Origin of the sequence: Wenzhouxiangella sediminis, assembly GCF_003410055.1 — a bacterium.
Lineage (GTDB): Bacteria > Pseudomonadota > Gammaproteobacteria > Xanthomonadales > Wenzhouxiangellaceae > Wenzhouxiangella > Wenzhouxiangella sediminis.
The window spans coordinates 1-25,755 of the sequence record NZ_QUZK01000044.1 but is presented as its reverse complement, the minus strand read 5'-3'; the positions used below and the strand labels follow the sequence as shown (position 1 = coordinate 25,755).

At 65.5% G+C, this 25,755-nt stretch carries 19 protein-coding genes, 1 tRNA gene and 1 pseudogene; 8 read left to right on the top strand and 13 right to left on the bottom strand.

The window, feature by feature from the left end:
- Positions 1–52: 52 nt before the first annotated feature.
- The 3 genes from DZC52_RS12010 to DZC52_RS12000 are packed head-to-tail and all read left to right on the top strand — an operon-like array spanning position 53 to position 4,498.
- Complete coding sequence (locus DZC52_RS12010) at positions 53–1,396, top strand: hypothetical protein (protein WP_116651391.1); 1,344 nt, start codon at positions 53–55, stop codon at positions 1,394–1,396.
- Complete coding sequence (locus DZC52_RS12005; protein WP_147307686.1) at positions 1,393–2,433, top strand: hypothetical protein; 1,041 nt, start codon at positions 1,393–1,395, stop codon at positions 2,431–2,433. The genes DZC52_RS12010 and DZC52_RS12005 overlap by 4 nt, the downstream gene beginning before the upstream one ends.
- Entirely contained in the window at positions 2,417–4,498 is a 2,082-nt protein-coding gene (locus DZC52_RS12000; protein ID WP_147307685.1) for a protein kinase domain-containing protein, read from the top strand. The genes DZC52_RS12005 and DZC52_RS12000 overlap by 17 nt, the downstream gene beginning before the upstream one ends.
- Here the strand turns inward: DZC52_RS12000 and DZC52_RS15860 are convergent.
- The 3 genes and pseudogenes from DZC52_RS15860 to DZC52_RS11990 all read right to left on the bottom strand — a co-directional run bounded on the left by DZC52_RS15860 (position 4,488) and on the right by DZC52_RS11990 (position 6,185).
- Positions 4,488–4,880 (bottom strand): NRDE family protein, encoded by a 393-nt coding sequence (locus tag DZC52_RS15860; protein ID WP_281268756.1) that lies wholly within the window; start codon positions 4,878–4,880, stop codon positions 4,488–4,490. The two genes, DZC52_RS12000 and DZC52_RS15860, sit on opposite strands and share 11 nt — an antisense overlap.
- Positions 4,870–5,250: pseudogene (locus DZC52_RS15965) on the bottom strand (NRDE family protein); the annotation flags it as partial. The gene DZC52_RS15860 and the pseudogene DZC52_RS15965, both read right to left, overlap by 11 nt.
- A gap of 29 nt (positions 5,251–5,279) precedes the next feature.
- Positions 5,280–6,185, bottom strand: coding sequence for a radical SAM protein (locus DZC52_RS11990; protein ID WP_116651388.1), 906 nt, complete (start codon positions 6,183–6,185; stop codon positions 5,280–5,282).
- Positions 6,186–6,324: 139 nt separating this feature from the next.
- On the opposite strand from DZC52_RS11990, the gene DZC52_RS11985 reads away from it, so the two are divergent.
- Positions 6,325–7,338: a hypothetical protein gene (locus DZC52_RS11985; RefSeq protein WP_147307684.1), complete on the top strand. Its 1,014-nt coding sequence runs from the start codon at positions 6,325–6,327 to the stop codon at positions 7,336–7,338.
- 3 nt (positions 7,339–7,341) lie between these two features.
- On the opposite strand, the gene DZC52_RS11980 is transcribed toward DZC52_RS11985, so the two are convergent.
- The 3 genes from DZC52_RS11980 to DZC52_RS11970 all read right to left on the bottom strand — a co-directional run bounded on the left by DZC52_RS11980 (position 7,342) and on the right by DZC52_RS11970 (position 13,320).
- Positions 7,342–8,889: a glutamate synthase-related protein gene (locus tag DZC52_RS11980; RefSeq protein ID WP_116651386.1), complete on the bottom strand. Its 1,548-nt coding sequence runs from the start codon at positions 8,887–8,889 to the stop codon at positions 7,342–7,344.
- 122 nt (positions 8,890–9,011) lie between these two features.
- Positions 9,012–11,606 (bottom strand): ATP-dependent chaperone ClpB, encoded by a 2,595-nt coding sequence (gene clpB / locus DZC52_RS11975; protein WP_116651385.1) that lies wholly within the window; start codon positions 11,604–11,606, stop codon positions 9,012–9,014.
- A 286-nt stretch (positions 11,607–11,892) separates the two neighbouring features.
- On the bottom strand, positions 11,893–13,320 hold the full coding sequence (locus DZC52_RS11970; protein WP_116651384.1) for an aldehyde dehydrogenase family protein: 1,428 nt from the start codon (positions 13,318–13,320) through the stop codon (positions 11,893–11,895).
- Positions 13,321–13,427: 107 nt separating this feature from the next.
- Between DZC52_RS11970 and DZC52_RS11965 the strand changes: the two genes are divergently transcribed.
- Positions 13,428–13,994, top strand: coding sequence for a cob(I)yrinic acid a,c-diamide adenosyltransferase (locus DZC52_RS11965; protein ID WP_116651383.1), 567 nt, complete (start codon positions 13,428–13,430; stop codon positions 13,992–13,994).
- A gap of 5 nt (positions 13,995–13,999) precedes the next feature.
- A complete protein-coding gene (locus tag DZC52_RS11960) occupies positions 14,000–14,911 on the top strand; it encodes a histone deacetylase family protein (RefSeq protein WP_116651382.1) in 912 nt (303 codons plus the stop codon).
- Positions 14,912–15,011: 100 nt separating this feature from the next.
- Here the strand turns inward: DZC52_RS11960 and DZC52_RS11955 are convergent.
- From DZC52_RS11955 to DZC52_RS11930, 6 genes are all read right to left on the bottom strand, one after another.
- Positions 15,012–15,085: transfer RNA gene (locus tag DZC52_RS11955), tRNA-Gly, on the bottom strand.
- A 112-nt stretch (positions 15,086–15,197) separates the two neighbouring features.
- The gene (locus tag DZC52_RS11950; protein ID WP_116651381.1) at positions 15,198–16,808 is read right to left on the bottom strand and encodes a BCCT family transporter; all 1,611 of its coding nucleotides are present in this window, start codon (positions 16,806–16,808) and stop codon (positions 15,198–15,200) included.
- Positions 16,809–16,913: 105 nt separating this feature from the next.
- On the bottom strand, positions 16,914–18,302 hold the full coding sequence (locus DZC52_RS11945; protein ID WP_147307683.1) for a carbohydrate porin: 1,389 nt from the start codon (positions 18,300–18,302) through the stop codon (positions 16,914–16,916).
- Between the two features lie 125 nt (positions 18,303–18,427).
- A complete protein-coding gene (locus DZC52_RS11940; protein WP_116651379.1) occupies positions 18,428–19,051 on the bottom strand; it encodes a gamma-glutamylcyclotransferase family protein in 624 nt (207 codons plus the stop codon).
- 5 nt (positions 19,052–19,056) lie between these two features.
- Positions 19,057–20,079: an HD domain-containing protein gene (locus tag DZC52_RS11935; RefSeq protein ID WP_220338360.1), complete on the bottom strand. Its 1,023-nt coding sequence runs from the start codon at positions 20,077–20,079 to the stop codon at positions 19,057–19,059.
- A 10-nt stretch (positions 20,080–20,089) separates the two neighbouring features.
- Positions 20,090–20,428, bottom strand: a complete 339-nt coding sequence (locus DZC52_RS11930; protein ID WP_116651378.1) for a Spx/MgsR family RNA polymerase-binding regulatory protein — start codon at positions 20,426–20,428, stop codon at positions 20,090–20,092.
- A gap of 121 nt (positions 20,429–20,549) precedes the next feature.
- On the opposite strand from DZC52_RS11930, the gene DZC52_RS11925 reads away from it, so the two are divergent.
- Together DZC52_RS11925 and DZC52_RS11920 are read left to right on the top strand one after the other, a co-directional pair.
- Complete coding sequence (locus tag DZC52_RS11925) at positions 20,550–21,572, top strand: efflux RND transporter periplasmic adaptor subunit (protein ID WP_181918929.1); 1,023 nt, start codon at positions 20,550–20,552, stop codon at positions 21,570–21,572.
- Positions 21,569–24,790 carry an efflux RND transporter permease subunit gene (locus DZC52_RS11920; RefSeq protein WP_116651376.1) on the top strand — a complete coding sequence of 1,074 codons (3,222 nt, stop codon included), beginning with the start codon at positions 21,569–21,571 and terminating at the stop codon, positions 24,788–24,790. The genes DZC52_RS11925 and DZC52_RS11920 overlap by 4 nt, the downstream gene beginning before the upstream one ends.
- 60 nt (positions 24,791–24,850) lie before the next feature.
- Here the strand turns inward: DZC52_RS11920 and dapD are convergent, their stop codons facing one another.
- Positions 24,851–25,687, bottom strand: coding sequence for a 2,3,4,5-tetrahydropyridine-2,6-dicarboxylate N-succinyltransferase (gene dapD / locus DZC52_RS11915; protein WP_116651375.1), 837 nt, complete (start codon positions 25,685–25,687; stop codon positions 24,851–24,853).
- Positions 25,688–25,755 lie beyond the last annotated feature (68 nt).

Sequence of the window (25,755 nt, the reverse complement as noted above, 5' to 3'; positions counted from 1 at the left end):
GCACCCCGGGACCGTACCGGGCCGCCGCCGCGCTCAGAGAGGGAGAAGCGTCATGAACGAAGGGTTCGGGCCCGCACCAGGGCTGCTGCTGTCGGCCATCCTCGCCGCGCCGGTGGCGGCCTTCGCGCAGGACAGCGACTCGCAGTGGCAGGCCGACTTCGGATTCGAAGCACGCCTGCACTACCGCGACAGCGACGAGAACCGTTTTCCGGTCAATTTCCCGTTCACCCCCGAGATGCTGCCTCCCGGCGAGCAACAGGGCTTCATGGAAACGGTGGAACCCGGCGGCCACTTCGAAATGTCGCTGGTCAGCTTCATCGCCAATATCGAGCGCGGCGAGAACTTCCTGATCCATTCGCGGATCGACTTCATCGACCGCCACGAACGCAATCCCACCTCCGGCGACCGTCGGGTCGACGTCGACCAGTTCTGGCTGCGCTGGGGGCGCGAATTCGTGCCCGCCCTGCCCGCCGAGGGCTTCGGCGGCTACGTCAAGCTGGGCAAGTTCGGAAAGTTCGAGCGCCAGGACGACCGTCACCTGGAAAGCTACGGCCTGGTTTCGACGGCGTTCAACCGGCTCGAGGACCTGGGCGTGGAGTTCGGCGTCGACCTGACACCCAACTTCTATCTCAAGGGCTCTGTCACCCAGGGCAATCCCCTTTTCATCCGCGACCCCAACGCGCTGGCCGGCGACAACGGCATCGACGAACTGCGCCGCACGAACCCCGACCCCGAACTCAAGACGGGGATTCCCATCCTGTACGACGCCGAGATCGAGGGCCCGGACTTCGACGGCGAGCCGGAATTCGGGGCGGCCGCCGGATATCGCTGGGCGGACGAAGCCGGACGGCGCGCGGTCGACCTCATGCTGTTCGGCTACCGGGGCGAACTCGAAGAGACCGTGTCGCTCAAGGGCACCTTCTACGGCGGCGATCTCGACCTGCTGCGCGGTCCGGGCAACCAGTTCCCCTATCCCGGGCTGGCGGGCAACGACCGCGAGGAGTACGGCCTCAATCTGCGCGCCTACATCGACGAATTTTCGCTGTTCGCCCAGTACGTGGACCAGGAACTCGCCTCGCTACCCCGAAGCGGCCTGGAAGTCGAAGCCGCCTGGCGCTTCGAACTCCCCCTCGTCTGGGGTTACGAGGGACGGCAACTGTTCTCGCACATCCAGCCGGCCGTCCGCTATTCGCGCCTCGACAACGACTTCGCCAACCCCGGGATCACGCCCTTCCCCAGCGGCGCCTGGGACTGGGAGAAGTTGGACATCGGCATTCGCCTGACCATCCTCCCGGGCCTCGACCTGACCGCGGAGTACGCCGACAACCGGCTGTTCACTGCCGGCGGCGAAGCGAGCAACGACGAGTGGCTCGTCACGCTGCGGTGGCGCTCGTGAAGACCGCGCCCGTCTGGTTGCTCTCGTTCGGCCTGACGCTGGCGGCCTGCGCGCCGGTCGACACCGTCTCCCCGCCGCCCGAGGGCGGGGCGCCGACCCGGGAATCCGGCCCGAGCGACCCCGCCCCGCAGCCGCCTCCAGCCGTTGAGGAAACAGACGCCGACACCGCCAACCCCGGCGACGAGCCCCCCTTGGCCGAAGGGGAGGATACGGCCGAGCCCGATGCATCCGGCACAGCGAACGCTGCTGAAGACACCGAAGCGCGGCCCGGGCCGGCCCGAGCCGTGGGGGCATCCCGCGAATCCGCGCCGCCGGCCGAGACGGACGCCCGGCCCATGTCCCCGCCGGAAGCAAAGCCGGCGCCCGAGGCCGAAAGCGAGCCGGTTCCGGAGCCGGCGCCCGAACCGGAATCCAGCCGCGCCGGAGCCGACTTGTCGGTGACTGGAACGATCGCGCTGACCGGCGGTGATGCCGACGCCGACGAGGCCATCGTTTATTTCCTGCCCGACGACCCGGCGAGCATGCCCCCTGCCGGCAGCCGGCCGGAAGCGACGGAAATCGTGACCCGCGACAAGACGCTCATGCCCACGGTCGCGGCGGTGTCCCGCGGTTCGGAAGTCCGCTTCCCCAACGAGGATCCGATCCTGCACAACCTGTTCTCGGTTTCTCCCGACAACGGCTTCGACCTGGGCGTCTACGGCCCGGGCGAGGCGCCCTCGGTCACTTTCGACCAGACCGGGGTGGTCAACATCTACTGCAACGTCCACCACGACATGCACACGCACGTGCTGGTCGTGGACACGCCGTGGCGGACCCGTCCCGACGCGCAGGGCCGTTTCGAGCTGAGCGGCCTGCCGCCCGGCCCGGGAGAGCTTCACGTCTGGCATCGACAGAGCGAGGCCTGGCAACGAGCCATCGAACTGCCCGCTTCCGGTCCGGTCGACGTGACCCTGGAAGTCACCAAGCCCCGGCTGCCGCCGCATCGCGACAAGACCGGCCAACCCTACAACCGACGCGACCGTGACCCGTACCGCTGAGAAAACCGGCATGTCGCTCGGCGCGCGGCTGTTCCTGGCCTTCGGCCTCGTGCTGGCGCTGGCCGTCGGCGGCGCCATGATGGTCACGCTGCATGTGGTGCGCGAAGTGGCTTCCGAGGCCGCCGATACGTCGCTGTCCAACAGCCAGTCGGTTCAGCGCTACTTCCGCCAGTTCCGCGCGCGCCAGCTCGAACTGGTCACCGAACTCGTCTCGTCCGATCCCTACTTCGGAAGTTACGTCGACGAAGCCGTCAATGCGCAGGATCCCGAGCTGGCGGCGCGCTCGGTGACGGACCTGCTCCAGACTCGGCGCAACGAGTTCGGGCTCGACATCGCGCTGGTGCTCGATCCCGAAGGGCGGGTGCTGGCCCGCACCGACCGCCCACGCGCGCCGAGCGTCGACCTCTCCGACGATCCCCTCGTGGCCCGGGGACTCGAGGCCCTCGCACCGGTCAGCGGCCTGTGGACCATCGGCGACGGCCTCTACCAGGCATCGGTCACGCCCATCGCCCGGGGGCGGACGGTCGCCGGCTTCCTGGTCGCCGGCCTGGGGTTGGACAACTCGCTGGCCAACGACGTCAAACGGGTCAGCGGCGCCGACGTCGCCTATCTGACGACCGCCGACCGCCTGCGGGTGGTCGCCACCACCCTGGACGTACCGGCCACCGACCGCCTGATGGCCGGATTCGGATCGGACGATGCGCTCAGCGCCGCGCTGGAGAACCCGGGCGGGCCGGGAAGAACCCACCGCATCGAACTGTCCGGCGACCGCTGGCTGATGCAGCTCTCCCCTCTGATCGACGCCCGCGGCGAAACCTTCGGCACCACGGTCGCGCTGACCTCGCTGGACCGGGAGCTGGCCGCCTACCAGGACATTCCCCTGGTCGTGCTGGTCACGGGCGTGGTGGCCGTCGCCGTCGCGTTGATTCTCTCCTACCTGATCTCGCAGCGCATCCTTCGCCCCGTCCGGCGCCTGACTTCCGCGGCGGAAGCCGCCATGGACGGCAACTTCCGCCACGAAGTGCCCACCGCCGGCGGCGACGAGATCGGTCGCCTCGCACGCGCCTTCGACAGCCTGCTGAGCAGCCTGCGCGAGAAGCGCGACATGGAAGACTACATGGCCGACATGGCCCGGCACATGCCCGAGGAGTCGAGGACGGCACCAGGCGGGCGCACCGCCGGGCCGTCCGAGGACGACGACCAGGCCACCCGGGCCCTGGATCGCTCGCAGCTACCCGACGCCATGTCCGGCAGCCTGCGGCGTCACCTGGGAGAGCGGTACGAGCTGCTGACCGAACTGGGCCACGGCGCCATGGGCGTCGTCTTCAAGGCGCACGACCAGAAGCTCGACGAAATCGTGGCGATCAAGATGCTCAAGCCGGACAGCGTCGACGAACAGGGCCTGGAACGTCTCAAGAGCGAACTCAAGCTCGCCCGGCGCATCACGCATCCCAACGTCTTGCGGACCTACGACTTCGGCGAGGCCGGCGGCGCGCCCTATCTGTCGATGGAGTACGTCAGCGGCATGACGCTGCGCGAGCTGCTCGACCGCCGCGGCAAGCTGCCCTACGGCGCGGCCCTGCGCATTGCCCGCCAGCTTTGCGCCGGGCTGCAGGCAGTACACGAGGTCGGTGTACTGCACCGCGACATCAAGCCGGGCAACGTCATGCTCGAGCACCGCGGCAACGCCAAGCTGATGGATTTCGGCATTTCGGCGCCGGCCCGGTCCCGCGAGCCCGCCACTTCGGAAGAGATCAGCGGCACGCCGCACTACATGGCGCCGGAGCAGATTCAGGGCGGCCAGCCCGATGCGCGCACCGATATCTACTCCCTGGGCGTGGTCCTCGAGGAGCTGTTCACCGGCGGCATGCCCTTCGAAGGCGGCAGCGTCATGGAAATCGCGGTCGCCCGGCTCAGGCAGCCGCCCATTCCCCCGTCGCGCCACTGGGACGCCATCCCGGAAGAACTCGAACGCATCATCCTGCGCTGCCTGGCCTTCGATCCGGCCGAACGCTATCCCGACGCCGAGAGCCTTGCCCGCGAACTGGCGGAGCTCAGGGGCTAAAACGGTAGGTCACTTCCCCGACGGCATCGCCCCCGACATCGAAGCGGCGTTCCGACACCGATGCCGACGAACCGATCGACACCACCGTCGTGCAGCGGGTGCCGTATCGGTCACCCACGATGAACGGCGGCGCAAGGAACCGCTCCAGTTCGGCGCCGACACCGGTTTCCGGCAGCTCCGAATCAGGCGCCGGCTGACGGTCGTTCATCAGTTCGAACAAGCGGTCGTGGTCGACCGCCCGGCTCGAACCGAGCCCGCGCAGGGCGGTTGCCACGCGACGCGACTTGGGCCAGCGCTCGTCCAGCAGGCCGTTCGAAAGGGCGTGCACGCCCGGTTCCACCGCCCGGTTCCACCGCCCGGGCCGGCGCGTGCGAGGAGGCATACCAGACGGATTCGGCATTGCCGGCCAGCAGGTTGAAGGGCCCGTAGTCGGCGCGCTTTTTCCGAATCTCCCGGGCATAGGCTTCTGGGGAGTGAGCACCCTGCAGGAATCCGGTGGGCAACTCCCCCCTGGAACGTTCGCCGCCGGGGGCAGAAGGATCGCGAAAATTGGTCACCGCCGCCCAGCGGCCGTCCCGCGCGAGCGCCAGCCAGGTGCCGCCGGCCTGTGCGTCCCGCCCGGCCAGGGGACCTTCAGGCCAGTGCCACCAGGCCATCGGGCTGGCCGGTCGCGCATGGAATTCGTCGCGGTTGGCCGCCAGCAGAAGCTGGCGCGCCCGACCGGGGGAGAAATCAAAGGCGATCAGGCACATCGCAGTTCCACTCGCGCCGCGCTGTGCATCTAGAGTCCGCGCGCCCACTCCGGCCGCAAGCCGGCCTGGCCGGGCTGCTGGATGGCCAGGTCCAGTTGATCGAGAAGGCGCTGCTTGTCGGCGTTGAGCGTGCCCCTGAGCACCAGCCAGTTGGAAGCGTGATCGGAGCGAAAGGTCGTGCCGTCGAGTTCGAGCGCGCCCAGAAAACGTCGCATCTCGCGAAACAACCCGACCTGATCCAGCGGTTCCCACTCGGGATAGGCGTCGCGGAATCGTCGCTCGCCTTGCGGGAAGCTCACCACCAGCGTGGCCAGGAACTCCGGCTTTACAGCATTGACCAGTCGAGCCGAGTTGTCTGCATGGCGGTCGCTGTGGATCTCACCGCCGAGGCCGTTGAGGATCATCACCGAGCGCGTTATGCCCGCTTCGCCCAGCTTGTCGAGCGCCTCACGCATCGAATCGAAAGTCTCGCCCTTGTTGACTCGTTCGAGCACGAGCTCGTCGCCGGTCTCGGCGCCCAGGTAGGCCATGCGCAGGCCCGCCTCGCGCAACTCGGCCAATTCGGCAACCGACTTGCGGCGCAGATTCCGGGCCAGGCAGTAGCTGGAAACCCGCTCGACGGCGGGCATGTGCTCGCCGATCGCTTCGAGAATACGCATGAGCCGGTGCGTGGGCAGCACAAGCGCATCGCCGTCGGCCAGAAAGACGCGCCGGGCGCGCGCGCCGAAAAGCTCGCCGCAGCGGCGAATCATGTCGAGCACTTCCGATTCGTCCCGCGCCCGGAATTTCTTCTGCGGTGCTGTGTACATCTCGCAGAACGTGCACTTGTTCCACGAGCAGCCGTCGGTGACCGGGAGGATCAGCGATTTTGCCTCGCTCGGCGGCCGGAATACCGGCTCGACGTAGCGGATGGGCTGGGAAGCGGCTCCAATCATCCTCTTTCTCGCTGTGCGGCGGGTTTCCGACATTCTAACGTCGCTCGCCGGGTTCGCCGTGCCGGGCCGGTAATCGGGACGCGAATTGCAGGCCTGTCGTTGCATAATGGAGCCGAGCCCGGAAGACGACCGATGGCCGATGCCCGAGAAGAACGAACGGCTGCAATATGACCCGCACACGGGCCCCGACCGGTCCGACTGGCTCGGCGCGCCCGAAGCCGAGCGCACGCTCGCGGTGCGACGCTGGCTCAAGAGCAACGACATGCCCTTTCCCTGCTGCCTGCCGCGCAGCGCCGACGAGTGGCGGGAAGTCGAAGACCAGCTTGCGACCGGCCAGCCACCCGAAACCGGCCGGCTGATCGGGCACCTGCTCGAACGCGGCGTCGAACGAGTGGTGGCCGTGTGGGCGCTGGCCGAGGCGATGAACAGCCAGCAATACCGTCAACTCAGCCAGTCACCGGGCCCGAGCGACCAATCGCCTTCCTTCGGTATAGAGCGGCTCTTTGACGAGCGCGACCTGGACATCCTGCCGGCAGCGTTCGAGGCCGCCACCGGGGGCTTCGGGCCCGCCCACGAAAAGGTCATCGACTACTACCACGAGCAATTCGATCCGGACGACTCGATGTCCTTCGCCGTCGCCGCCGGCTTCTGTTTCGGCTGCGCGACGGCGCCGAAGTTCGTGCGCAACCATGTGCTCTATGAACACATGTACGGCAACCACGTCTCGGAGCGGGCCCCGGTGTACCTGCCCGTGGCCGACGCCTATCGCGAGCTGTTCCGCTTCGTCTCGGACGCGGTCTTCGAGCAGGGCGAGGCGATTCCGCCTTCGGTACAGCCACCGGAAGATCCTGAAGCGTGCTTCGCTTCTCCCTTCAGCGACTGGTGCAAGGGGTTCAGGGCGACTCACCCGGTCGTCGCCCAGGGGTGGGAAGCGCACCTCGCCGGCCATCCGAAGCTCTACGCCGAGTACCTGGCCATCGTGGATTCACTGCGGTTTTTTGCCGACGAGGACGAAGCGGCCCGCATCCACGACGCAGGCTCGGCCGAAAAAAGCCTGCGCTCAACCATCGAGCGGGTGCACGCCGGGCTGGCCGACGCGATCCGACGCCTGTTCGGGCTGGCCCACCCCGTCGTGGATCGCGGAAGGGACTGAGCCTCAGCCCACGCCGCCGAATTGCACGCCACTGAGTTCGGCCATGTCGCGCTTGAAGGTCGTCAGATCCGAAGACGAGAATTCGGCGATGGATGAATGTCCGCAGGCCCTCGCCAGCAGCGACATCAGGCTCACCGAGGCATCGAAGAAGCGCGCCAGTCGCTCGGCGCCGTCATCGACCTTGAGCCGCTTGCGAAGCTCTGGATCCTGAGTGGCCACGCCGGAAGGGCACTGATTGGTGTGACACATGCGCGCGGCTACGCAGCCGATGGCCTGGATGGCGGCATTGGCCAGCGCGATGCCGTCGGCGCCCAGTGCCAAAGCCTTGACGAAGTCTTCCGGCGTTCTCAGCCCGCCGGTGACGATCAGGGTCACGTCGCGACCGCAACGCTTGTCCATGTGCCGACGCGCCCGCGCCAGAGCCGGGATGGTCGGCACGCTGATGTGATCGCGGAAGATGACCGGAGCCGCTCCCGTACCCCCGCCGCGGCCGTCGAGAATGATGTAGTCGGCGCCGGCCTCCAGCGCGAAATCGATATCGTCCTCGATGTGATTGGCCGACAGCTTGAAGCCGATCGGAATGCCGCCCGAGCGCTCCCGAACCCGGTCGGCGAACTCGCGAAAGTCGCTGGCGCTGCGCAGGTCCCCGAACGACGCCGGCGAGACCGCATCCTTGCCCTTCTCGATACCGCGGGTTTCGGCGATCTTGTCGGTCACCTTGCTTCCCGGCAGGTGACCGCCGATGCCCGTCTTGGCCGCCTGGCCGCCCTTGAAATGGAATGCGCGGACCTCGTCGAGCAATTCCTCGCGCCAGCCGAATTTCGCCGAGGCCAGCTCGAGGAAATAGCGTGAATTGGCCTCGCGTTCCTCGTCCATCGAGCCGCCCTCGCCGGAGCAGATGCCGGTCCCGGCGAGTTCCGCGCCCTTCGCCAGCGCCACCTTGGCTTCCGGCGACAGCGCGCCGAAGCTCATGTCGGAGACCAGGAGCGGGATGTCGAGCCTCAGCGGGCGTTCGGCCTTCGGACCGACCACGAGACCGGTATCGACCTCGACATCCTCCTCGAGCGGCCTGCGCGCCAGTTGCGCGGTCAGGATCTGGATGTCGTTCCAGTCCGGCAACTCACTGCGCGGCACGCCCATGGCCACCGTCTCGCCGTGCGGCCCGCTCTTTTCGAGCCCGTACTTCGCCATCTCGTGGATGCGGGCGACGGTGGGTTCCTCCGGGGTCGCCTCGGGCTCCGGCGCCGAGACTTCGTCGTCGTCGGTGCCCTTCAGGACGCCGTCGGGCAAGGGATCGCCGACCTCGACATCGAGCTTGGCGTGCGTGCCGTCGCAGCGCGGCTGGTCGCCGGTGCCCTTGCAGCGGCAAAAGTAGACCTCGCCGTCCTCTTCGGCCTCGAACTTGACCGGCGCAAGGCCCGTGCCCTTGTGCGAGCCGTCGCAGAACGGCTGGTTCTTCGAGCGGCCGCAGCGGCACCAGTAGTAGGTTTCTCCCTTCTCGACTTCGACGCCTTTGGGCGACAAGGCGGCAACGATCGGCTTCTCCGCCATGATCTCTCTCCTCGCTTCCCGGAATCCGAGAACCTAGCACAGGCGGGTGAAAGACCGCGGTGCCGACGCCCGGCGAGACCGGCAAGGATCTTCGGACCGGGAGGATTCCGGGCCGCCGGCACTCAGCCGGCGGCGGCCTGAACCCCCGGCTCACGCACGAAGGCCAATTCTCCGTCGGCGACGTCAATTCGGATCGCGTCGCCGGGGGCGAATTCGCCCGCCAGGATCTTCTGGGCCAGCGCGTTCTCCAGGCGGTTCTGGATGGCGCGCTTCAACGGTCGTGCGCCGTAGACCGGGTCGAAACCGGCCTCGCCGAGCAAATCGAGCGCGGCATCGCTGATCTCGAATCCGATGTCGCGGTCGGCCAGGCGCTTTCTCAGGTAATCGACCTGGATGGCGGCGATCTTGCGGATCTCGGCGCGGTCGAGCGGGTGGAAGACGACGATCTCGTCGACGCGGTTGATGAACTCCGGCCGGAAGTGCTGGCCGACGACTTCCATCACCGCCGACTTCATGTCTTCATAATCGGAATCGGCCATCGCCTGGATTCGATCCGAACCCAGGTTGGAGGTCATCACGATCACGGTGTTGCGGAAATCGACCGTGCGGCCGTGACCGTCGGTCAGGCGGCCGTCGTCGAGGACCTGCAGCAGGATATTGAAGACCTCCGGGTGGGCCTTCTCGACCTCGTCGAGCAGAATCACCGAGTAGGGCCGGCGGCGGACGGTCTCGGTCAGGTAGCCGCCCTCCTCGTAGCCGACATAACCCGGCGGCGCGCCGATCAGTCGGGCGACGGCGTGCTTCTCCATGAACTCCGACATGTCGATGCGCACCATCGCGTCCTCGGTGTCGAACAGGAAGTTCGCCAGCGATTTGCACAGCTCGGTCTTGCCCACGCCGGTCGGGCCCAGGAACAGGAAGGAGCCGTTGGGACGGTTGGGGTCGGCCAGGCCGGCCCTGGATCGACGGATCGCGTCGGCAACCGCCTTGACCGCTTCGTCCTGGCCGATGACGCGTTCGTGCAGCGCATCTTCCATCTTGAGCAGCTTCTCGCGCTCGGACTCGAGCATCTTGGAAACCGGAATGCCGGTCCAGCGGCTAACGACCTCGGCGATCTCCTCTTCGGTCACCTTGTTGCGCAGCAGCTGGAAGTGATCGGTCTTGTCGCTCGATTCGGCCTCCTTGAGCTGCCGCTCGAGATCGGGAATACGCCCGTGCTGGAGCTCGGCCATGCGCGAGAGATCCTGCGCACGGCGGGCGTTGTCGAGCTCGGCGCGGGCGCGCTCGAGCTCTTCCTTGATGTGCGTGCTGTCCTGCACCGAGGCCTTCTCGGTCTTCCAGACCTCCTCGAGGTCGGCGAACTCGCGCTCGAGCTCGTCGATCTCGCCTTCGAGGTCGGCCAGGCGCTTCTTCGAAGCCTCGTCGGTTTCCTTCTTGAGCGCCTCGCGCTGGATCTTGAGCTGGATGAGCCGTCGCTCGAGGCGGTCCATCGCTTCCGGCTTGGAGTCGATCTCCATCCGGATGCGGCTGGCCGCTTCGTCCATCAGGTCGATGGCCTTGTCGGGCAGCTTGCGGTCGCTGATGTAGCGGTGCGACAGCGTCGCGGCGGCGACCAGCGCCGGGTCGGTGATATCCACGCCGTGGTGGACCTCGTAGCGCTCCTGCAGGCCTCTGAGGATGGCGATGGTGTCCTCGACGCTGGGTTCCTCGACCAGCACCTTCTGGAAGCGGCGCTCGAGCGCGGCGTCCTTCTCGATGTTTTCGCGGTACTCGTTGAGCGTGGTCGCGCCGACGCAGTGCAACTCGCCGCGCGCCAGCGCGGGCTTGAGCATGTTGCCGGCGTCCATCGCGCCCTCGGCCTTGCCCGCACCGACCATGGTGTGGATCTCGTCGATGAACAGGATGATCTTGCCTTCCTCGCGCTTGAGCTCGTTGAGCACGGCCTTGAGCCGCTCCTCGAACTCACCGCGGTACTTCGCGCCCGCGATCAGCGCGCCCATGTCGAGCGAAAGCACGCGCTTGTTCTTGAGCCCTTCGGGCACTTCACCATTCACGATGCGCTGGGCCAGGCCCTCGACGATGGCGGTCTTGCCCACGCCGGGCTCGCCGATCAGCACGGGGTTGTTCTTGGTGCGACGCTGCAGGACCTGGACGGTGCGACGGATTTCCTCGTCGCGGCCGATGACCGGGTCCAGGCGCGACTGCTCGGCCTTCTCGGTCAGGTCGATGGTGTATTTCTGCAGCGCCTCCCGGGTGTCTTCGGCGTTGGGGTCGTCGACCTTCTCGCCGCCGCGCACCGACTCGATGGCGTCTTCCACGGCCTTTCGGGTCACGCCGGCCTGGTGCAGCAACTCGGTCAGGGTGACCTTGGCCTCGAGGGCGGCCAGAACGAAGATTTCGGAGGCGATGTAGGCATCGCCGCGCTTGGTGGCGATCTTGTCGGTCAGGTTCAGCACCCGGCCGAGATCGTTCGACAGGTTGATCTGCCCGGCCTGGCCGGTGACCTTCGGAAAGCCCTCGACCTTTTCGCCCAGCGCCGAACGCAGCTGGTCGACCTTCGCGCCGGAGCGCGAGAGCAGGCCGCGGATGCCGCCGCCCTCCTGGTCGAGCAGCGCCAGCATCAGGTGCTCGGGCTCGAGCACCGCGTGATCCATGCCCACCGCCAGGCTCTGGGCCTCGCCCAGGGCCTGCTGGAACCGGGCGGTCAATTTATCCATTCTCATAACAGGCTGACTCCCCTGTGAAACTGCAACTTATCCACAGCAGTTGGGGCGTGCGGCACTGGAATCAAGAAGGTTTCAGGTTTCAGGTTTCAGGTTTCAGGAAAAAAGACTAAGGGGTTCTGGGTTCCGGGTTCCGGGCACAAGAATCGTTGTGGCAACAATCGATGGCCGCACCACTTCAAGGATTCCGGCGGGCACGGCGAAACGATTGTCGACGACTCGCTCTCCGCCTACAGCTCCCGCTCCTGAACCCTGAAACCTGAACCCTGAACCCCTTCTTCTAGACGTCTCGGATCGCGAGCAGCCGGATCTCGGTCATGTCCTCGATGGCGTAGCGGATACCCTCGCGGCCCAGGCCGGAATCCTTCACCCCGCCGTAGGGCATGTGGTCGACGCGGAAGCTCGGTACATCGTTGATGATCACGCCGCCGACTTCCAGCCGGTCCCAGGCCTTGTTGATCTTGGAGATGTCGCGGATGAACAGGCCCGCCTGCAGGCCGTAGCGCGAGTCGTTGATGGACTCGATCGCGGCGTCGAAATCCGAGAACTTCTCCAGCGTGACGACGGGGCCAAAGGCTTCCTCCTCGCGCAGCTTGCTGTCGGCCGGCGGATTCTCGACCACCGCCGGGCGCACGATGCTGCCCTCGCGCTGGCCGCCGACCAGCAGCGTGCCGCCGCCGTCGACGGCCTCCTGGATCCAGTCGACCACGCGCTTTGCGTCGTCTTCGGTGATCAGCGGGCCGACCCAGGTGTTCTCGTCGCGCGGGTCGCCGTCGGGCAGCTTGCCGACCTGCTCGCAGAGTTTTTCTCTGAACGCCTCGTAGATAGCATCGTGGACAATCACGCGCTGCACCGACACGCAGCTCTGCCCGGACTGGTAGTAGCCGCCGAAGACCACGCGAGCGACCGCGTCGTCGAGATCGGCGTCGTGATCGACCAGGCAGGCGGCATTGCCGCCGAGCTCCATGACCACCGGCTTCTTTCCGGCCGCGGCCTTGAGTTTCCAGCCGACCAGGTCGGAACCGGTAAAGCTCATCATCTTCAGGCGCTCGTCCTCGGTAAAGCGCGAGGCGGCGTCGCGTTCGACGCAGAGGATCGAGAAGGCGCCCTCGGGCAGGTCGCACTCGGCCAGGATCTCGCCGATCAGCAGCGCCCCGACCGGCGTCTTTCCCGCGGGCTTGAGGATGAAAGGACAGCCGGCCGCGATCGCCGGGGCGATCTTGTGGGCGACCAGGTTGTAGGGGAAATTGAACGGCGTGATGAACGAAACCGGCCCGATCGGCACCCGCTTCCACATGCCGGTGTATTTTTCCGAGCGCGGGCTGATGTCCATCGGGATCACTTCACCGCCGATGCGCGTCGCTTCCTCGGCAGCGACCTGGAATGTCTCGATCAGACGCGTCACCTCGCCCTTGGCGTCGCGGCGAACCTTGCCGCCCTCGACGATCAGCACCTCGATGAGCTCCTCTTCGCGCTCGCGAAACCGCTCGACGCAGTGCAGCAGGGCGTCGCGTCGCTTGTAGGCGGGCAGCTCAGCCATCGGCCGGGTCGCCTTGACCGCCGCGGCGACGGCGTCATCGACGATCGAGTCGTCGGCCTGCGCCGCACGCCAGGCAACCTTGCCGGTGTGCTTGTCGAGCACCTCGAGGTCCTCGTTGGCGAAAACGGCCTGGTTGGCGAGATAGTAGGGCAAGGCTTTGGCTGACATGACTGCGCTCCGGATTCGAGACTTGAAGTCACATTAACGCACTACCCGTTAACTTTCATCGAAGGAGTTCGAACCAGCCAACCAGCCAACCAACTATAATCACGATCATGGGCAATCGACTCTCGAAAATCTACACTCGCACCGGCGACGACGGCACGACCGGTCTCGGCGACGGCAGCCGCACGGCCAAGGACAGCCGACGCGTCGAGGCCTACGGCACCGTCGACGAACTCAACTCGGTCATCGGCGTGGTCATCGCCGAGCTCAATAGCGCGGAGGGGCTCGAAGAGCTGGCCAGCCTGCTGCTCGACGTTCAGCACCATTTATTCGACCTGGGCGGCGAGCTGTGCATCCCGGAAAGCGAAATGATCGCCGACGGCCATATCGAGCGCCTGGAGGATGAACTGGACCGATTGAATGAATCGCTCCCCAGGCTCAAGGAATTCATCCTGCCGGGCGGCTCGCCGGCCGCGGCTCACGCGCACCTCGCCCGCACGGTCTGCCGGCGGGCGGAGCGGCGCGTGATCGCGCTGGCACGCCACGAGCCGGTCAACGAGCCGGCCATCCGCTACCTCAACCGCCTGTCGGATCTCCTGTTCGTGGTCGCTCGTACGGCCGCCCGCGCCTCGGGCGCCGGCGAAGTGTTCTGGAATCACGAGCGCAAGCAGGGCTGACGGCCATGTTGCGAATCCTCTCCCATCCCGACTGCGCCGGGCATGTTACCCCCAGTGAACATCCCGAATCCCCCGCCCGTCTGGCGGCGGCCATGCGCGGCCTGGAGCGGATGAGCAACGTCCATTTCCGGCAGGCGAGGCCCGTGGATGACGCCACGCTGAAGCTAGCCCACACACCGCATTACATCGACTACATCAAGCGCCTGGATGCCGAGGGCAAGCACGAAGCCATCGACCCGGACACCTGGTTCGGGCCTGGCTCCCTGCAAGCCGCTCTCCTGGCAGCGGGTGCCGCCTGCGACGGAGTCGACCAGGTGCTCGAAGACCGCTGCCAGCGCGCGTTCGCCGTGGTTCGCCCGCCCGGGCACCACGCCGAGTCGCATCGGGCGATGGGGTTTTGCCTTTTCAACAACATCGCGCTGGCCGCGGCCCGGGCCCTGAAGAATCACGGTCTCGAGCGCATTGCCATCTGCGACTTCGACGTCCATCACGGCAACGGCACCGAGGAAATCGTCGCGGGCAACGAGGAAATCCTTTTCGTTTCCTCCCACCAGTCTCCGCTCTATCCCGGAACGGGCGACCCGGAGACGACACTGGCCGGAAATGTATTGAACGCCACGCTCTCTCCCGGAGCAACGAGCGACGCCTTCAGGGATGCCTGGCTTTCGCGGCTCCTCCCACGCGTGGCAGCCTTCAAACCCCAGCTCATCCTGGTGTCGGCCGGATTCGACGGACACTACGAAGATCCGCTGGCCCAGCTCCGGCTCAAGGATGACGACTACTTCTGGATCGGACAGGAACTTCGCAAGGTCGCCGACAAGCATGCCAAGGGCCGCCTGGTCGCCTCGCTGGAAGGCGGCTACGACCTCAACGCGCTGGAGCGCTCTGTCCAGGCCTTTGCCGAAGCGTTGGTCTGAGGGCAGAGGGCAGAGGGCAGAGGGCAGAGGGCAGAGGGCAGAAAAAGCGTATCGACCAGCGGCTTCGGGCTACCGCCCTCTGCCCTCCGTCTTCCGAAATTGGAGCGGGCGAAGGGAATCGAACCCTCGTCTCCAGCTTGGGAAGCTGGGGTAATGCCATTATACGACGCCCGCGCTGGGGAATATCCTAGCCAGCACCCGCCGCTTTGGCAATCCCCCGAAAAGAAGAAGGCCCCGCACCTTTCGGTAACGGGGCCCTTTCTTCTTGTTGTTGCTCTGGCTGGCGTCAGGCGTGGCCGTGCTTGATCAGGACCAATTCGTGATTGAGGCCCTTGGCCAGGCTGACGCACATGAACAGCAGGATGATGACGAATGGCAGCCCCGTGCTCACGGCGCCGGCCTGCAGCGCGTTCAGCGCGGCATCGCCACCGACCGCCAGAAGCACACCGGCCACGACACCCTCGGTCACGGCCCAGAAGATGCGCTGGGGTACCGGAGCGTCGAGCTTGCCGCCGGCCGTGATGCTGTCGATCACCAGCGACCCGGAGTCCGAGGAGGTGATGAAGAACACCAGCACCAGGACGATGGCCAGGAAGGAGGTGATCGCCGTCATCGGCAATTCATTCAGCATCTGGAACAAGGCCAGCGAGGAATCGCCGATGCCGCCGGCGAGTTCGCCCACGCCGGCGACGACCTGGTCAATACCGGCACCGCCGAAGGCGCTCATCCAAACGACAGTCACGACCACCGGGACGATCAGCACCGCGGTCATGAACTCACGCACCGTGCGACCGTGGGAGACACGGGCGATGAACATGCCGACGAACGGACTCCAGGAAATCCACCAGGCCCAGAAGAAGATGGTCCAGGCGTGATAGAAGGTCTGGTCTTCGCGGCCGACGGGGTTCGACAGCGGGATCATGTACTCGATGTAGCCCCAGACCGTAGTGCCCATGTTGGCCAGGAAGGCCACGAAGCCGCCGGCAATCATGGTGAAGATCAACAAGGCAGCGGCCACGAACATGTTGAGATTACTCAGAACGCGCACACCGCCGTGGATGCCGCGCACGACCGAGACGACGGCCACGGCGGTCACACCGATGATGATGGCGATCTGCGTCATCAGGCCGCCGTCCACATCGAACAGGAACGACATTCCGCCGGCGGCCTGCTTGGCACCCAGGCCGAGCGATGTCGCCAGGCCGAAAAGCGTGGCCAATACCGCAAGCGTGTCGATGAAATGGCCGAACCAGCCCCAGACCCGATCACCCAGCAGGGGGTAGAAGGTCGAGCGGATGGTCAACGGCATGCCCTTGTTGTAGCAGAAGAAAGCCAGGGACAGCGCGACCACCCCGTAGATGGCCCACGGATGCAGGCCCCAGTGGTACATGGTCGCACCTAGTGAAGCCTCGGCATTACCGCCGCCGACGTTCAGTGGGGTTCCGTACCATTCGGTGAAGTAGCCCACGGGCTCGGCAACACCCCAGAACATCAGGCCGATCCCCATGCCGGCCGCGAAAAGCATTGCGAACCAGGAAAGGTAGCCGAACTCGGGCTTGGCATCCTGTCCGCCCAAGCGGATCTTGCCGACCGGCAGGATGATGAGGGCCACGCAGAACAATACGAAGATGTTGCCTGCGGTCAGGAACATCCAGTCGAACTTCTCGCCGATCCAGACTCGGGTGGCGTTGAGCCACTCATTGGATACTTCGGGGAAGATCAGCGAAGCGACCACGAACAGCACGATCAGGGTCGCGGCGATCGCGAAGACCGGGTGATGGATATCCATCCCCATGGCTTCCACGTTGTCCTGGCCGACTTCGTAGTCGGTGTCGTAGATCTGTTCGATCTGTTCGATTTCTTTTGGTTTCTGGTTCTGTTCGTCGAACTCACTCATGATTGGTTCTCCCTTCCTTTGAACCCTCTCTCAAGAAAAGACCCGATGCCGCCACCATGTTGGCTGGTGGGTAGCGGTCATCGGGTCTGACGGGTCCACGGCTACTTAGAAGTAGTAGCCGAAGTTGATGTTGAAGCGGGTATTCGTTCCGGGCTCGGTGGTTGAATCCATCGTACCGCCCACGAACGGCTGGTTCTCCGCCTGAATGATGTCGATGTAGGTGTAGAGACCGCCGGCCGTGACTGCGACGCCGGTGACGTTCATCCAGGTGTCTTCGAGACCGCCCGACTTGTCCGTAACGAGCGAGTAGTCGTTATAGAAGGTCAGGTTGGAAACCGGACCCCAGTTCACCGGGAGGCTGTAGGCCACGTTGCCGGTGTAGGAAGTCGCTTCCGCAGCAATGGTGTCGAAGAAATCGTAGGCGCCGACCGCCATGCGCTGCATGCCGTCGTCCATGTCGTATTCGTACTCGGTCGCCTGCAGCTGAACGTTCCAGGGACCGTAGTTGCCAACCAGGTGAGCGGCAAATGCCGACTGGCTGCCGATGCTGTCGCTGGCGTTGTCCACGACATCACCGTACTGGCCGGAAAAGCCGAGCTCGGTGGAGTAGTCGGTACCGTGCCCCAGCGTGTAGGCCACACGGCCGTTGATGATGTTGCTGTCGAACGCATAGTTGCCCGGAGCGGCGTAGGCCCCTTCACCCGGCTCTCTCGCGCCCACGATATCATAGGAATAGCGGTCGTTGAGGAAGTTGGGGAAGTCTCCGCCATCGAAGCCGAAGTAGCCGTCCGAACCGCCGAGTTCGTCGTTCCAGTAGAACGCACCCTGGATGTTCAGCGGACCTTCGTCGTAGATCAGCTTGGCGCCGAAATCATAGTCGTCCTCGAGCCCAAGGTAATAGTTCGAGCTGAAGAAGAAGCTGTGCGAGTTATAAGGCGTGACGCCGAAAGGCACCTGATTGACGCCAACCTGGCCCTGCAGGGAGTCCGTGAAGTCGTAGCCGGCCCAGGCATGATGAATGACGTTCATGTACTGGTACCAGCGCCACTCGGCCGAAAGAATCACGTCGCCGACCGTACCGTCGAAGTTGAGTCGGACGGTATCCATTTCCAGGGTGCCGTTGTTTTCCTTGGAGGAGTCGTTGTAGTCCTCGAGGACATACTGGAAGCGGACCGCGCCGCCCACATCGATTTCGGTGGACTTCTTCTCGTCGTAGGTCTCGGCGGCAATTTCCTTGACCTTCTCTTCGTCAGCGCCGCCTTCCTCGACGTTGGCCAGGCGCGACTCCATTTCTTCGCGTTTCTGCTCTTCCTCGTCGCGCTCGGCGCGCAAGTCGTCAAGCTGACGCTGCATCTCAAGAAGCTGCTGCTGCATTCGGTCGATCTGCTCCTTGAGCATATCGGCCTCGTCCTGTCCTTCCGAAGCGCTCGCAACGGAAAGCATGCACGCCAGGACCAGGAATGCAGTCAGTCTCAACCAGGATGGTTTGCGCATCTTCCTCTCCCTTAAAAATGAGTCTATGGATCACCTTCGGTAGCCACGAGGGAGCCCGAACGGACCAGGAGAGCTTGCGCAGAGCGCACTTGCCTAAACAAGCGCGCCGGAGCAGAGGAACCCCTTCAATGTTCCGACTCGAACGCGCTACTGAAGCTCGAGATTAATGTCACCTTAACAGACGCGCATAACCGAACGCAAACAAGTATATGATCCGCATCACCTTTTGTAGTGGGGTGTAGCGCCAGGTTCATCTCGCTCAGTTCCCTTGTTGCACGGTGGAGATCGCGATCCCGTTTGGCAGGTTGTGCTGCGATCTGGCGTACGTATGACTTGTCGAATCGATGAAACCGGGCTCCGGCGACGATCAGGTCGACATACCAATCGAACGGCAGGAGATCTTCTGAGAGCCACTGGGTGGGCGCCAGGTAGGTGAACGCCTGGACTTCTTCACCGTCGAGTCGCACGGCTATCGGCAGGGTCTCGTAGCCGTGCCCCCATCCCTCGAAAGCATCCAGCAAACGAACCTGGTCGCGCCGAAGGCGGTAAGCGGCAGCAAATGCGACATGGCCGGTATCGGGCGCGGCGCGGAGGTTGGCCTTGGCTGAACCGTCACCGCCCCGTTTGTCGAATCGCAGCGACCAGCCGGTCAGTCTCACTGCAGCCATCGATTCAACGGCGCCCACACGTTCCTCGAGCCGACGCGGGTGCAGGTTGGACCCGTATGCCAGGTACACGCGCGACGGCATGGCGCCTAGACGAGGCCGCGCGGCCGGAACAACTGGTCGTGCAGGTTGAGTGCGTAGCGATCGGTCATGCCGGCCACATAGTCGAGTACTTGCGTCAGGCGATCTGCGTCGGCGATGCAGTAGGAATCCGGAATGAGATCCGGATGGGCAAGCAGGTGATCGACCAGCTGATGGATCACGCCACGCGCCCTTTCGTTCTGCGCAAGCGCTTTCGGGCGCAGGTAGACGCGCTCGAACATGAACTCGCGAAACCGTTTCATCGCCTGAAGCACATCGGCGCGCATGACGACCTTGCCACGCCTGATCGATTCATCGATCACGGCCTCGATCATGGCGTTGATCCAACTGCGTCCCTCGAGCGGCCCGAGGACGTCGATGACGTCGGCCGGCACGTCGTCGGCCTCGATGACGCCGGCCCGAAGCGCATCCTGGAGATCGTGGTTGAGATAGGCGATGCGATCGGCGTAACGGCAGGCCCAGCCTTCGGCCGTGTGCGGCGGCGGCTTGACGCGCCATGTGTGGGCCCGGATGCCGTCGAGCACTTCCCAGGTCAGGTTGCGCGGCTCCAGCACCCGGAAGATCCGCACGCCCTGTTCGGAATGCAGCCACTCGCTGCCATCGACATAGTCCGAAAGCGCAGCCTCGCCGGTGTGTCCGAAGGGCGTATGGCCGCAATCGTGGGCGAGGCAGATGGCCTCGGTCAGCGTCTCGTTCAGGCCCAGCGCGGCGGCCAGGGACCGGGCGACCTGGGTGACCTGCAGGGTATGCGTCATCCGGGTGACGAAATGGTCGCCCTCGGGATTGATGAACACCTGCGTCTTGTGCTTGAGCCGGCGAAAGGCCTTGGAGTGGAGGACGCGGTCGCGATCGCGCTCGAACTCCGTGCGATAGGCGTCGGGCTGTTCTTCGACTTCGCGTCCGCGCGTGTCGAATGAACGGGTCGCCAGCGGCGACAGGTGGCGTTCGCGTGCCTCGCGCTGCTCCCGCGTTACCGCCGTGAGCATGACCGTTTCGGACGCCGTTTCCATGGGCTACAGTTTACAGCGCCCGCTTCACAGCGTCGTCGAACCCCACCAGGACGCGGTCGTCCAGCTCGAAGACGGGTCGCTTGATGAGCGTCGGATGCTCGAGCAGTACTCGCGGTGCCGCCTGCGAGTCCAGAGCTCGAGCACGCTCGGATTCCCCCAGGCCGCGCCAGGTGGTCGAGCGCCGGTTGACCAGGCGATCCACGCCGACCGATTCCGCCCAGTGCCGGATTGCGGCCTCGTCCGGTCCGTCTTCGCGAAGATCGCGCCAGGTGTAGTCCCGACCGGATTCCTCCAGCCATCGGCGCGCCTTCCGGCAGGTGTCGCAGCTTTTGATTCCGTAAACAAACATGACATCTCCAAATCTGGGAGCAGCGGGGGTCCGGAACAAGCCACCCGGTCTTGAATCCGGGGCTGGCACCATTATATCGCGTTATGCTAATATAAAGTCACCACTGAATGCAGGGAAAGACATGAACTCGCGATTCCTAATGCTGGCCGCTGCCGTCATCGGGGCGACCGCCCTCTCCTCCCCGTCCGAAGCCGTGGAATGGGCACCCGTGGTACGGGAAAGCCTGATCGAATCGGTGCGCCTGGACGGCATGGTCGAAGCGGTTCAGGAAAGCACGGTTTCCGCCCAGACGGCCGGCACCATCGTCGAGCTACCCTACGACGTCGACGATATCGTCGAGTCCGGAACCCTCATCGCCCGGCTCGAGGATACGGAACAGCGCGCCCGACTGCAGCAGGCCGAAGCGAATCTCGAAGAAGCGCAGGCCAGTCTCGAGGACGCACAGCAGCGCTACGAACGCATCGAGCCCCTGGCCGAGCGCGGCGTCGCCTCGCAATCCGACCTCGACCAGGCCCGCAACGCACTCAATGCGGCCAGGGCTCGCGTCACGCGCGCCCGCAGCGGCGTCGAGGAAGCGCGTGAGCAACTCGACTATACGCGAATCACCGCCCCCTACGGCGGCGTCATCACCGCCCGTCACGTCGAACTCGGCGAGTCCGTGCGGCCCGGACAGGCCCTGTTGAGCGGTTTCGCGCTCGACCCCCTTCGTGTGGTGGTCTCGGTGCCGCAGCGCTACATCGACCTGGTGGACGATGAAAACGATTTGCGCGTGGTGCTCGACGACGGTCGCGAAATGACGATCGGAAAGATCACGCGCTTTCCCTTCGCCGACGCGCCCGGCCACGGCGTAACCGTCCGCATCACCTTCCAGAACGGAAAGATGGATGTCTACCCCGGACAGCTGGTGCGCGTGATGCTGCCGGTCGAACGGCGCGAGGCGCTGTGGATTCCCGCAGAGAGCCTGCTGCGGCGCAGCGAACTGCGCGCGGTGTTCGTGCGCGATGAATCCGGCCCGCCCCGGCTGCGGCAGGTCCGCATCGGCGCACGCGAAGGCGACCGCCTGGAAGTCCTCTCCGGGCTGAGCGAGGGGGAGGAGGTCGCACTCGATCCGGAAGCCATATTCGCCCGGAGCGAGTCGCAATGAGCGACATCCAGAACAACATGGGCCCGTCGGGTCGCATCGCCCGGATCTTCCAGGACTCCCGGCTGACGCCGCTGCTGGCCGCGGTGGGCATCATCGCCGGCATGCTCGCCGTGGTGGTGACCCCCAAGGAAGAAGAGCCGCAGATCGACGTCACGATGGCCGACGTCTTCGTGCCCTTTCCGGGTGCGAGCGCGGAGGAAGTGGAGTTTCTGATCACCAATCCCGGCGAGCAGATCTTCGACGAGATCTCGGGCGTCAAGCACGTCTACTCGACCTCCCGCCAGGGCCAGGCGGTGATCACCGTGGAATTCGAGGTCGGCATTCCGCGCCAGGACGCCCTGGTTCGCCTCTACAACAAGGTCTACTCCAACAGCGACTGGTTTCCCGCCGACCTCGGTGCGGGGCAACCCGTGGTCAAGCCCAAGGGCATCGACGATGTCCCGATCCTGACGCTGACCTTGCACGATCCCACCGGCCGCCAGGCCGGCGAGGACCTGACACGACTGGCGCACACCCTGGAGGTCGCGCTCAAGCGCGTGGCCGGCACCCGCGACGTCTACACCATCGGGGGCATTCCCGACCGCGTCGACGTTCGCTTCGACCCCGAAAGACTGGCCGGCTTCGGACTGACCCTGGCCGACATCCGGAACGCCCTGCAGGCCGCCAACAGCGCCGCAGGCGAATCACGCATCGTCCGAGACGGGGTTTCAGTCCCCCTCCAGCCCGGCAGCCTGCTGGAGACGACCGAACAGGTCCGGCGCCTGGTCGTCGGCCTGCACGGCGACACCGCCGTGCGACTCGGCGATGTGGCCGACGTGAGTCGCGGCGAAACGGTTCCCGACCGCAGCGTCATGCTCGGCTTCGGTCCCGGAGGCGACGGCGATCAAGGCCGGGTCTACCCGGCGGTCACCCTGGCGGTCGCCAAGAAGCCGGGCGAAAACGCCATCGATATCGCCGATGCCGTCCAGGCTCGGCTCGACAGCCTCCAGGGCCGCGTCATTCCGGACAACACCGAAGTGCTGGTCACGCGCAACTACGGCGAGACGGCCTCGGCCAAGGCCCGCTCGCTGATCCGCGACCTGATCTCGGCGACCATCTCCGTGATCCTGCTCGTGCTCGCCACCATGGGCTGGCGCCAGGCCCTCATCGTCGGCCTGTCCGTGCTGGTCACCCTGCTCCTGACCCTGGTGTTTTCCTGGGCCTGGGGCTTCACGCTCAACCGCGTGTCCCTGTTCGCGCTGATCTTCTCGATCGGCATCCTGGTCGACGACGCGATCGTCATCGTCGAGAACGTCCATCGCCGCATCAGCATCTCCAAGCGCCCCATTCGCGACATCATCCCGGCCGCCGTCGACGAGGTGGGCACGCCGACGATCATGGCCACGCTCACGGTGATGGCCGCACTCCTTCCGATGGCCTTCGTGACCGGTCTGATGGGCCCCTACATGAGCCCGATCCCGATCAATGCCTCGGCGGGCATGGTGCTCTCGCAGGTCGTCGCCTTCGTGCTGGCGCCCTGGCTGGCGGTCCGCCTGCTCCGGCGCGGCAAGGGAACCGAGAACGGTTCGGGCGAACAGGCGGAGAAATCCACCGAGGGCATCAACCCGCGCCTGCATCGTCTGTTCTCGGCCGTTTTCACGCCCTTCCTGGGCGACAACCGCAAGCGGCGCTGGCTGCTGGCCGGCGGCGTGGTGGGACTCACCCTGCTCGTCGCCCTGCTGCCGGTCTTCCAGGCGGTCGTTCTCAAGATGCTGCCCTTCGACGACAAGTCCGAGCTCCAGGTCGTGGTCGACATGCCCGAGAACACCCCCATGGAAGAGACCATGCGCGTGCTGCTGGAAATGGGCGAATACCTCTCGAATGTCGAATCGGTGTCCGACTGGCAGGCCTATGCCGGCACGGCTTCGCCGATCAACTTCAACGGCCTGGTGCGCCAGTACTACCTCAGGGGCGAGCCCTATCACGGCGACCTGCAGATCAACCTGGTCGACGAGCGCGACCGCCAGTCGCACGAGATCGCGCTGGACCTGCGCCCGCCGCTGACGGCAATCGGCGAGCGCTACGGCGCGGCCGTGAAGATCGTCGAGGTTCCGCCGGGCCCACCGGTGCTCTCGCCGGTGGTCGCCGAAGTCTACGGCCCCACGCCCCAGGCGCGGGCCGAGCTGGCCGGAAAGCTCGCCCGGCAAATGGAAGGCATCGACGGCCTGGTCGACATCGACACCACGGTCACCGCCCCGACGACGCAATGGCGGGTGGTGGTCGACCGGCACCGAGCGGCGACCCTGGGCGTTTCCCAGGCCCAGGTGGTCGATGCCCTGGCGGTGGCCCTGGGTCAGCGCAACGTCGACTACCTGCGAGACGCCGGCGCCAAGTATGCCGTGCCCATCCGCGTGATCCTGGACGAGGGCGACCGGGCGCAGCCTTCGGCCCTGATGTCCTTGCCGGTGATGAACCGCGAGGGTGAAATGATCCGCCTGGCCGACGTGGCCCGTATCGAGGAATCGCAATGGTCGGGCCTGATCCAGCACAAGGACCTGCTGCCGGTCACCTACGTTACCGCCGACATGGCCGGCGAGGTCGACTCGCCGCTTTACGGCATGTTCGCCCTGGCTTCCGAACTCTACGACCGGGCCGACGCGCCGACGCAGTACTGGATCAACCAGCCCGACTGGGCCGGCACGCCGGCGCTCAAGTGGGACGGAGAGTGGCAGATCACCTACGAGACCTTTCGCGATATGGGCCTGGCCTACGCGGTCGGCGTGTTCGTGATCTTCCTGCTGCTGGTCGCGCAGTTCCGCGCTTACCTGATTCCCCTGATCGTGATGGCGCCGATCCCGCTGACCCTGATCGGCATCCTGCCGGGCCACGCCTTGCTGGGCCGCGAGTTCACCGCCACGAGCATGATCGGCATGATCGCGCTGGCCGGCATCATCGTGCGCAACTCCATCCTGCTGGTGGTCTTCATAAGGCAGCTGCTCGAGGAAGGCGAGTCACTGGAAGATGCCGTCGTACTCGCCGGCGTGGTTCGGCTCAAGCCCATCGCGCTGACCGCCATCTCTGCGATGCTGGGTGCCGCCTTCATCCTGCCCGACCCGATCTTCAACGGCCTGTCGATTTCGTTGATCTTCGGCCTGGCGGTGTCGACGGTGATGACCGTGCTACTGGTGCCGCTGCTCTACTACGTGTTCATTGGCAACAGCGAAGTGCGGACGCAGTGAGCCCCGGTTCCCGGGCGGACGCTTGACGGTCCCGGGCGTCCGCCCGGTGACACGGAGAGGTCAGCCGACGCTTCGGAGCAACTCGTTGACCGAAGTGCGCGAGCGGGTCTTCTCGTCGACCTGCTTGACGATGATGGCGGCGTACAGGCTGTGGCTGCCGTCGTCGGCTGGCAGGCTGCCGGCCACCACCACCGAACCGGCCGGAACGCGGCCGGTCGTGATCTCGCCGGTCTCGCGGTTGTAGATGCGCGTGGACTGTCCAAGGAAAACGCCCATGCCGATCACGGCGCCCTTCTCGACGATCACGCCCTCGACCACTTCGGAGCGCGCGCCGATGAAACAGCCGTCCTCGATGATGGTGGGGTTGGCCTGGAGCGGCTCGAGCACGCCGCCGATACCGGCACCGCCGGAGACATGCACCCCCGAGCCGATCTGGGCGCAGGAGCCCACCGTGGCCCAGGTGTCGATCATGCTGCCCGCACCGACATACGCGCCGATATTGACGTAGCTGGGCATCAGCACGACGTCGTCGCCGACATGCGCGCCGCGCCGCACCGTGGCGGTGGGCACCACGCGGGCGCCGCAGCGATCCGGCGTATCGGTTTCGTCGGAAAAGCGCAGGTCGACCTTGTCGAAGTAGTTGCTTGCGCCACCCGCCATCACTCGATTGGGCGTGATGCGGAAATGCAGCAGGATGGCCTGCTTGAGCCAGCCGTTGACCTGCCAGTTGCCGTCGGCGCCGGGCTCGGCCACGCGCAGTTCGCCTGACTCCAGTCCCTGCAGGCAGGTATCGATCTGCCCCCGCAGTTCGTGGCCAGCCGACTCGGGCGAAAGCTCGCCGCGACGGTCCCAGGCGGCCTCGATGGCCATCTTGAGTTTATCGAGTTCGTTCAGCATCGCTATTGGTGTTTTGGTGTTTTGGTGTTTTGGTGTTTTGGTGTTTTGGTGTTTTGGTGTTTTGGTGT

Excerpts from the sequence above, each read along its gene's own strand:
- DZC52_RS12010 (WP_116651391.1), top strand. The coding sequence starts at position 53 with ATGAACGAAGGGTTCGGGCCCGCACCAGGGCTGCTGCTGTCGGCCATC.
- DZC52_RS15860 (WP_281268756.1), bottom strand. The coding sequence starts at position 4,880 with ATGCCTCCTCGCACGCGCCGGCCCGGGCGGTGGAACCGGGCGGTGGAA.
- DZC52_RS11990 (WP_116651388.1), bottom strand. The coding sequence starts at position 6,185 with ATGATTGGAGCCGCTTCCCAGCCCATCCGCTACGTCGAGCCGGTATTC.
- DZC52_RS11985 (WP_147307684.1), top strand. The coding sequence starts at position 6,325 with ATGCCCGAGAAGAACGAACGGCTGCAATATGACCCGCACACGGGCCCC.
- DZC52_RS11980 (WP_116651386.1), bottom strand. The coding sequence starts at position 8,889 with ATGGCGGAGAAGCCGATCGTTGCCGCCTTGTCGCCCAAAGGCGTCGAA.
- clpB (WP_116651385.1), bottom strand. The coding sequence starts at position 11,606 with ATGGATAAATTGACCGCCCGGTTCCAGCAGGCCCTGGGCGAGGCCCAG.
- DZC52_RS11970 (WP_116651384.1), bottom strand. The coding sequence starts at position 13,320 with ATGTCAGCCAAAGCCTTGCCCTACTATCTCGCCAACCAGGCCGTTTTC.
- DZC52_RS11965 (WP_116651383.1), top strand. The coding sequence starts at position 13,428 with ATGGGCAATCGACTCTCGAAAATCTACACTCGCACCGGCGACGACGGC.
- DZC52_RS11960 (WP_116651382.1), top strand. The coding sequence starts at position 14,000 with ATGTTGCGAATCCTCTCCCATCCCGACTGCGCCGGGCATGTTACCCCC.
- DZC52_RS11950 (WP_116651381.1), bottom strand. The coding sequence starts at position 16,808 with ATGAGTGAGTTCGACGAACAGAACCAGAAACCAAAAGAAATCGAACAG.
- DZC52_RS11945 (WP_147307683.1), bottom strand. The coding sequence starts at position 18,302 with ATGCGCAAACCATCCTGGTTGAGACTGACTGCATTCCTGGTCCTGGCG.
- DZC52_RS11940 (WP_116651379.1), bottom strand. The coding sequence starts at position 19,051 with ATGCCGTCGCGCGTGTACCTGGCATACGGGTCCAACCTGCACCCGCGT.
- DZC52_RS11935 (WP_220338360.1), bottom strand. The coding sequence starts at position 20,079 with ATGGAAACGGCGTCCGAAACGGTCATGCTCACGGCGGTAACGCGGGAG.
- DZC52_RS11930 (WP_116651378.1), bottom strand. The coding sequence starts at position 20,428 with ATGTTTGTTTACGGAATCAAAAGCTGCGACACCTGCCGGAAGGCGCGC.
- DZC52_RS11925 (WP_181918929.1), top strand. The coding sequence starts at position 20,550 with ATGAACTCGCGATTCCTAATGCTGGCCGCTGCCGTCATCGGGGCGACC.
- DZC52_RS11920 (WP_116651376.1), top strand. The coding sequence starts at position 21,569 with ATGAGCGACATCCAGAACAACATGGGCCCGTCGGGTCGCATCGCCCGG.
- dapD (WP_116651375.1), bottom strand. The coding sequence starts at position 25,687 with ATGCTGAACGAACTCGATAAACTCAAGATGGCCATCGAGGCCGCCTGG.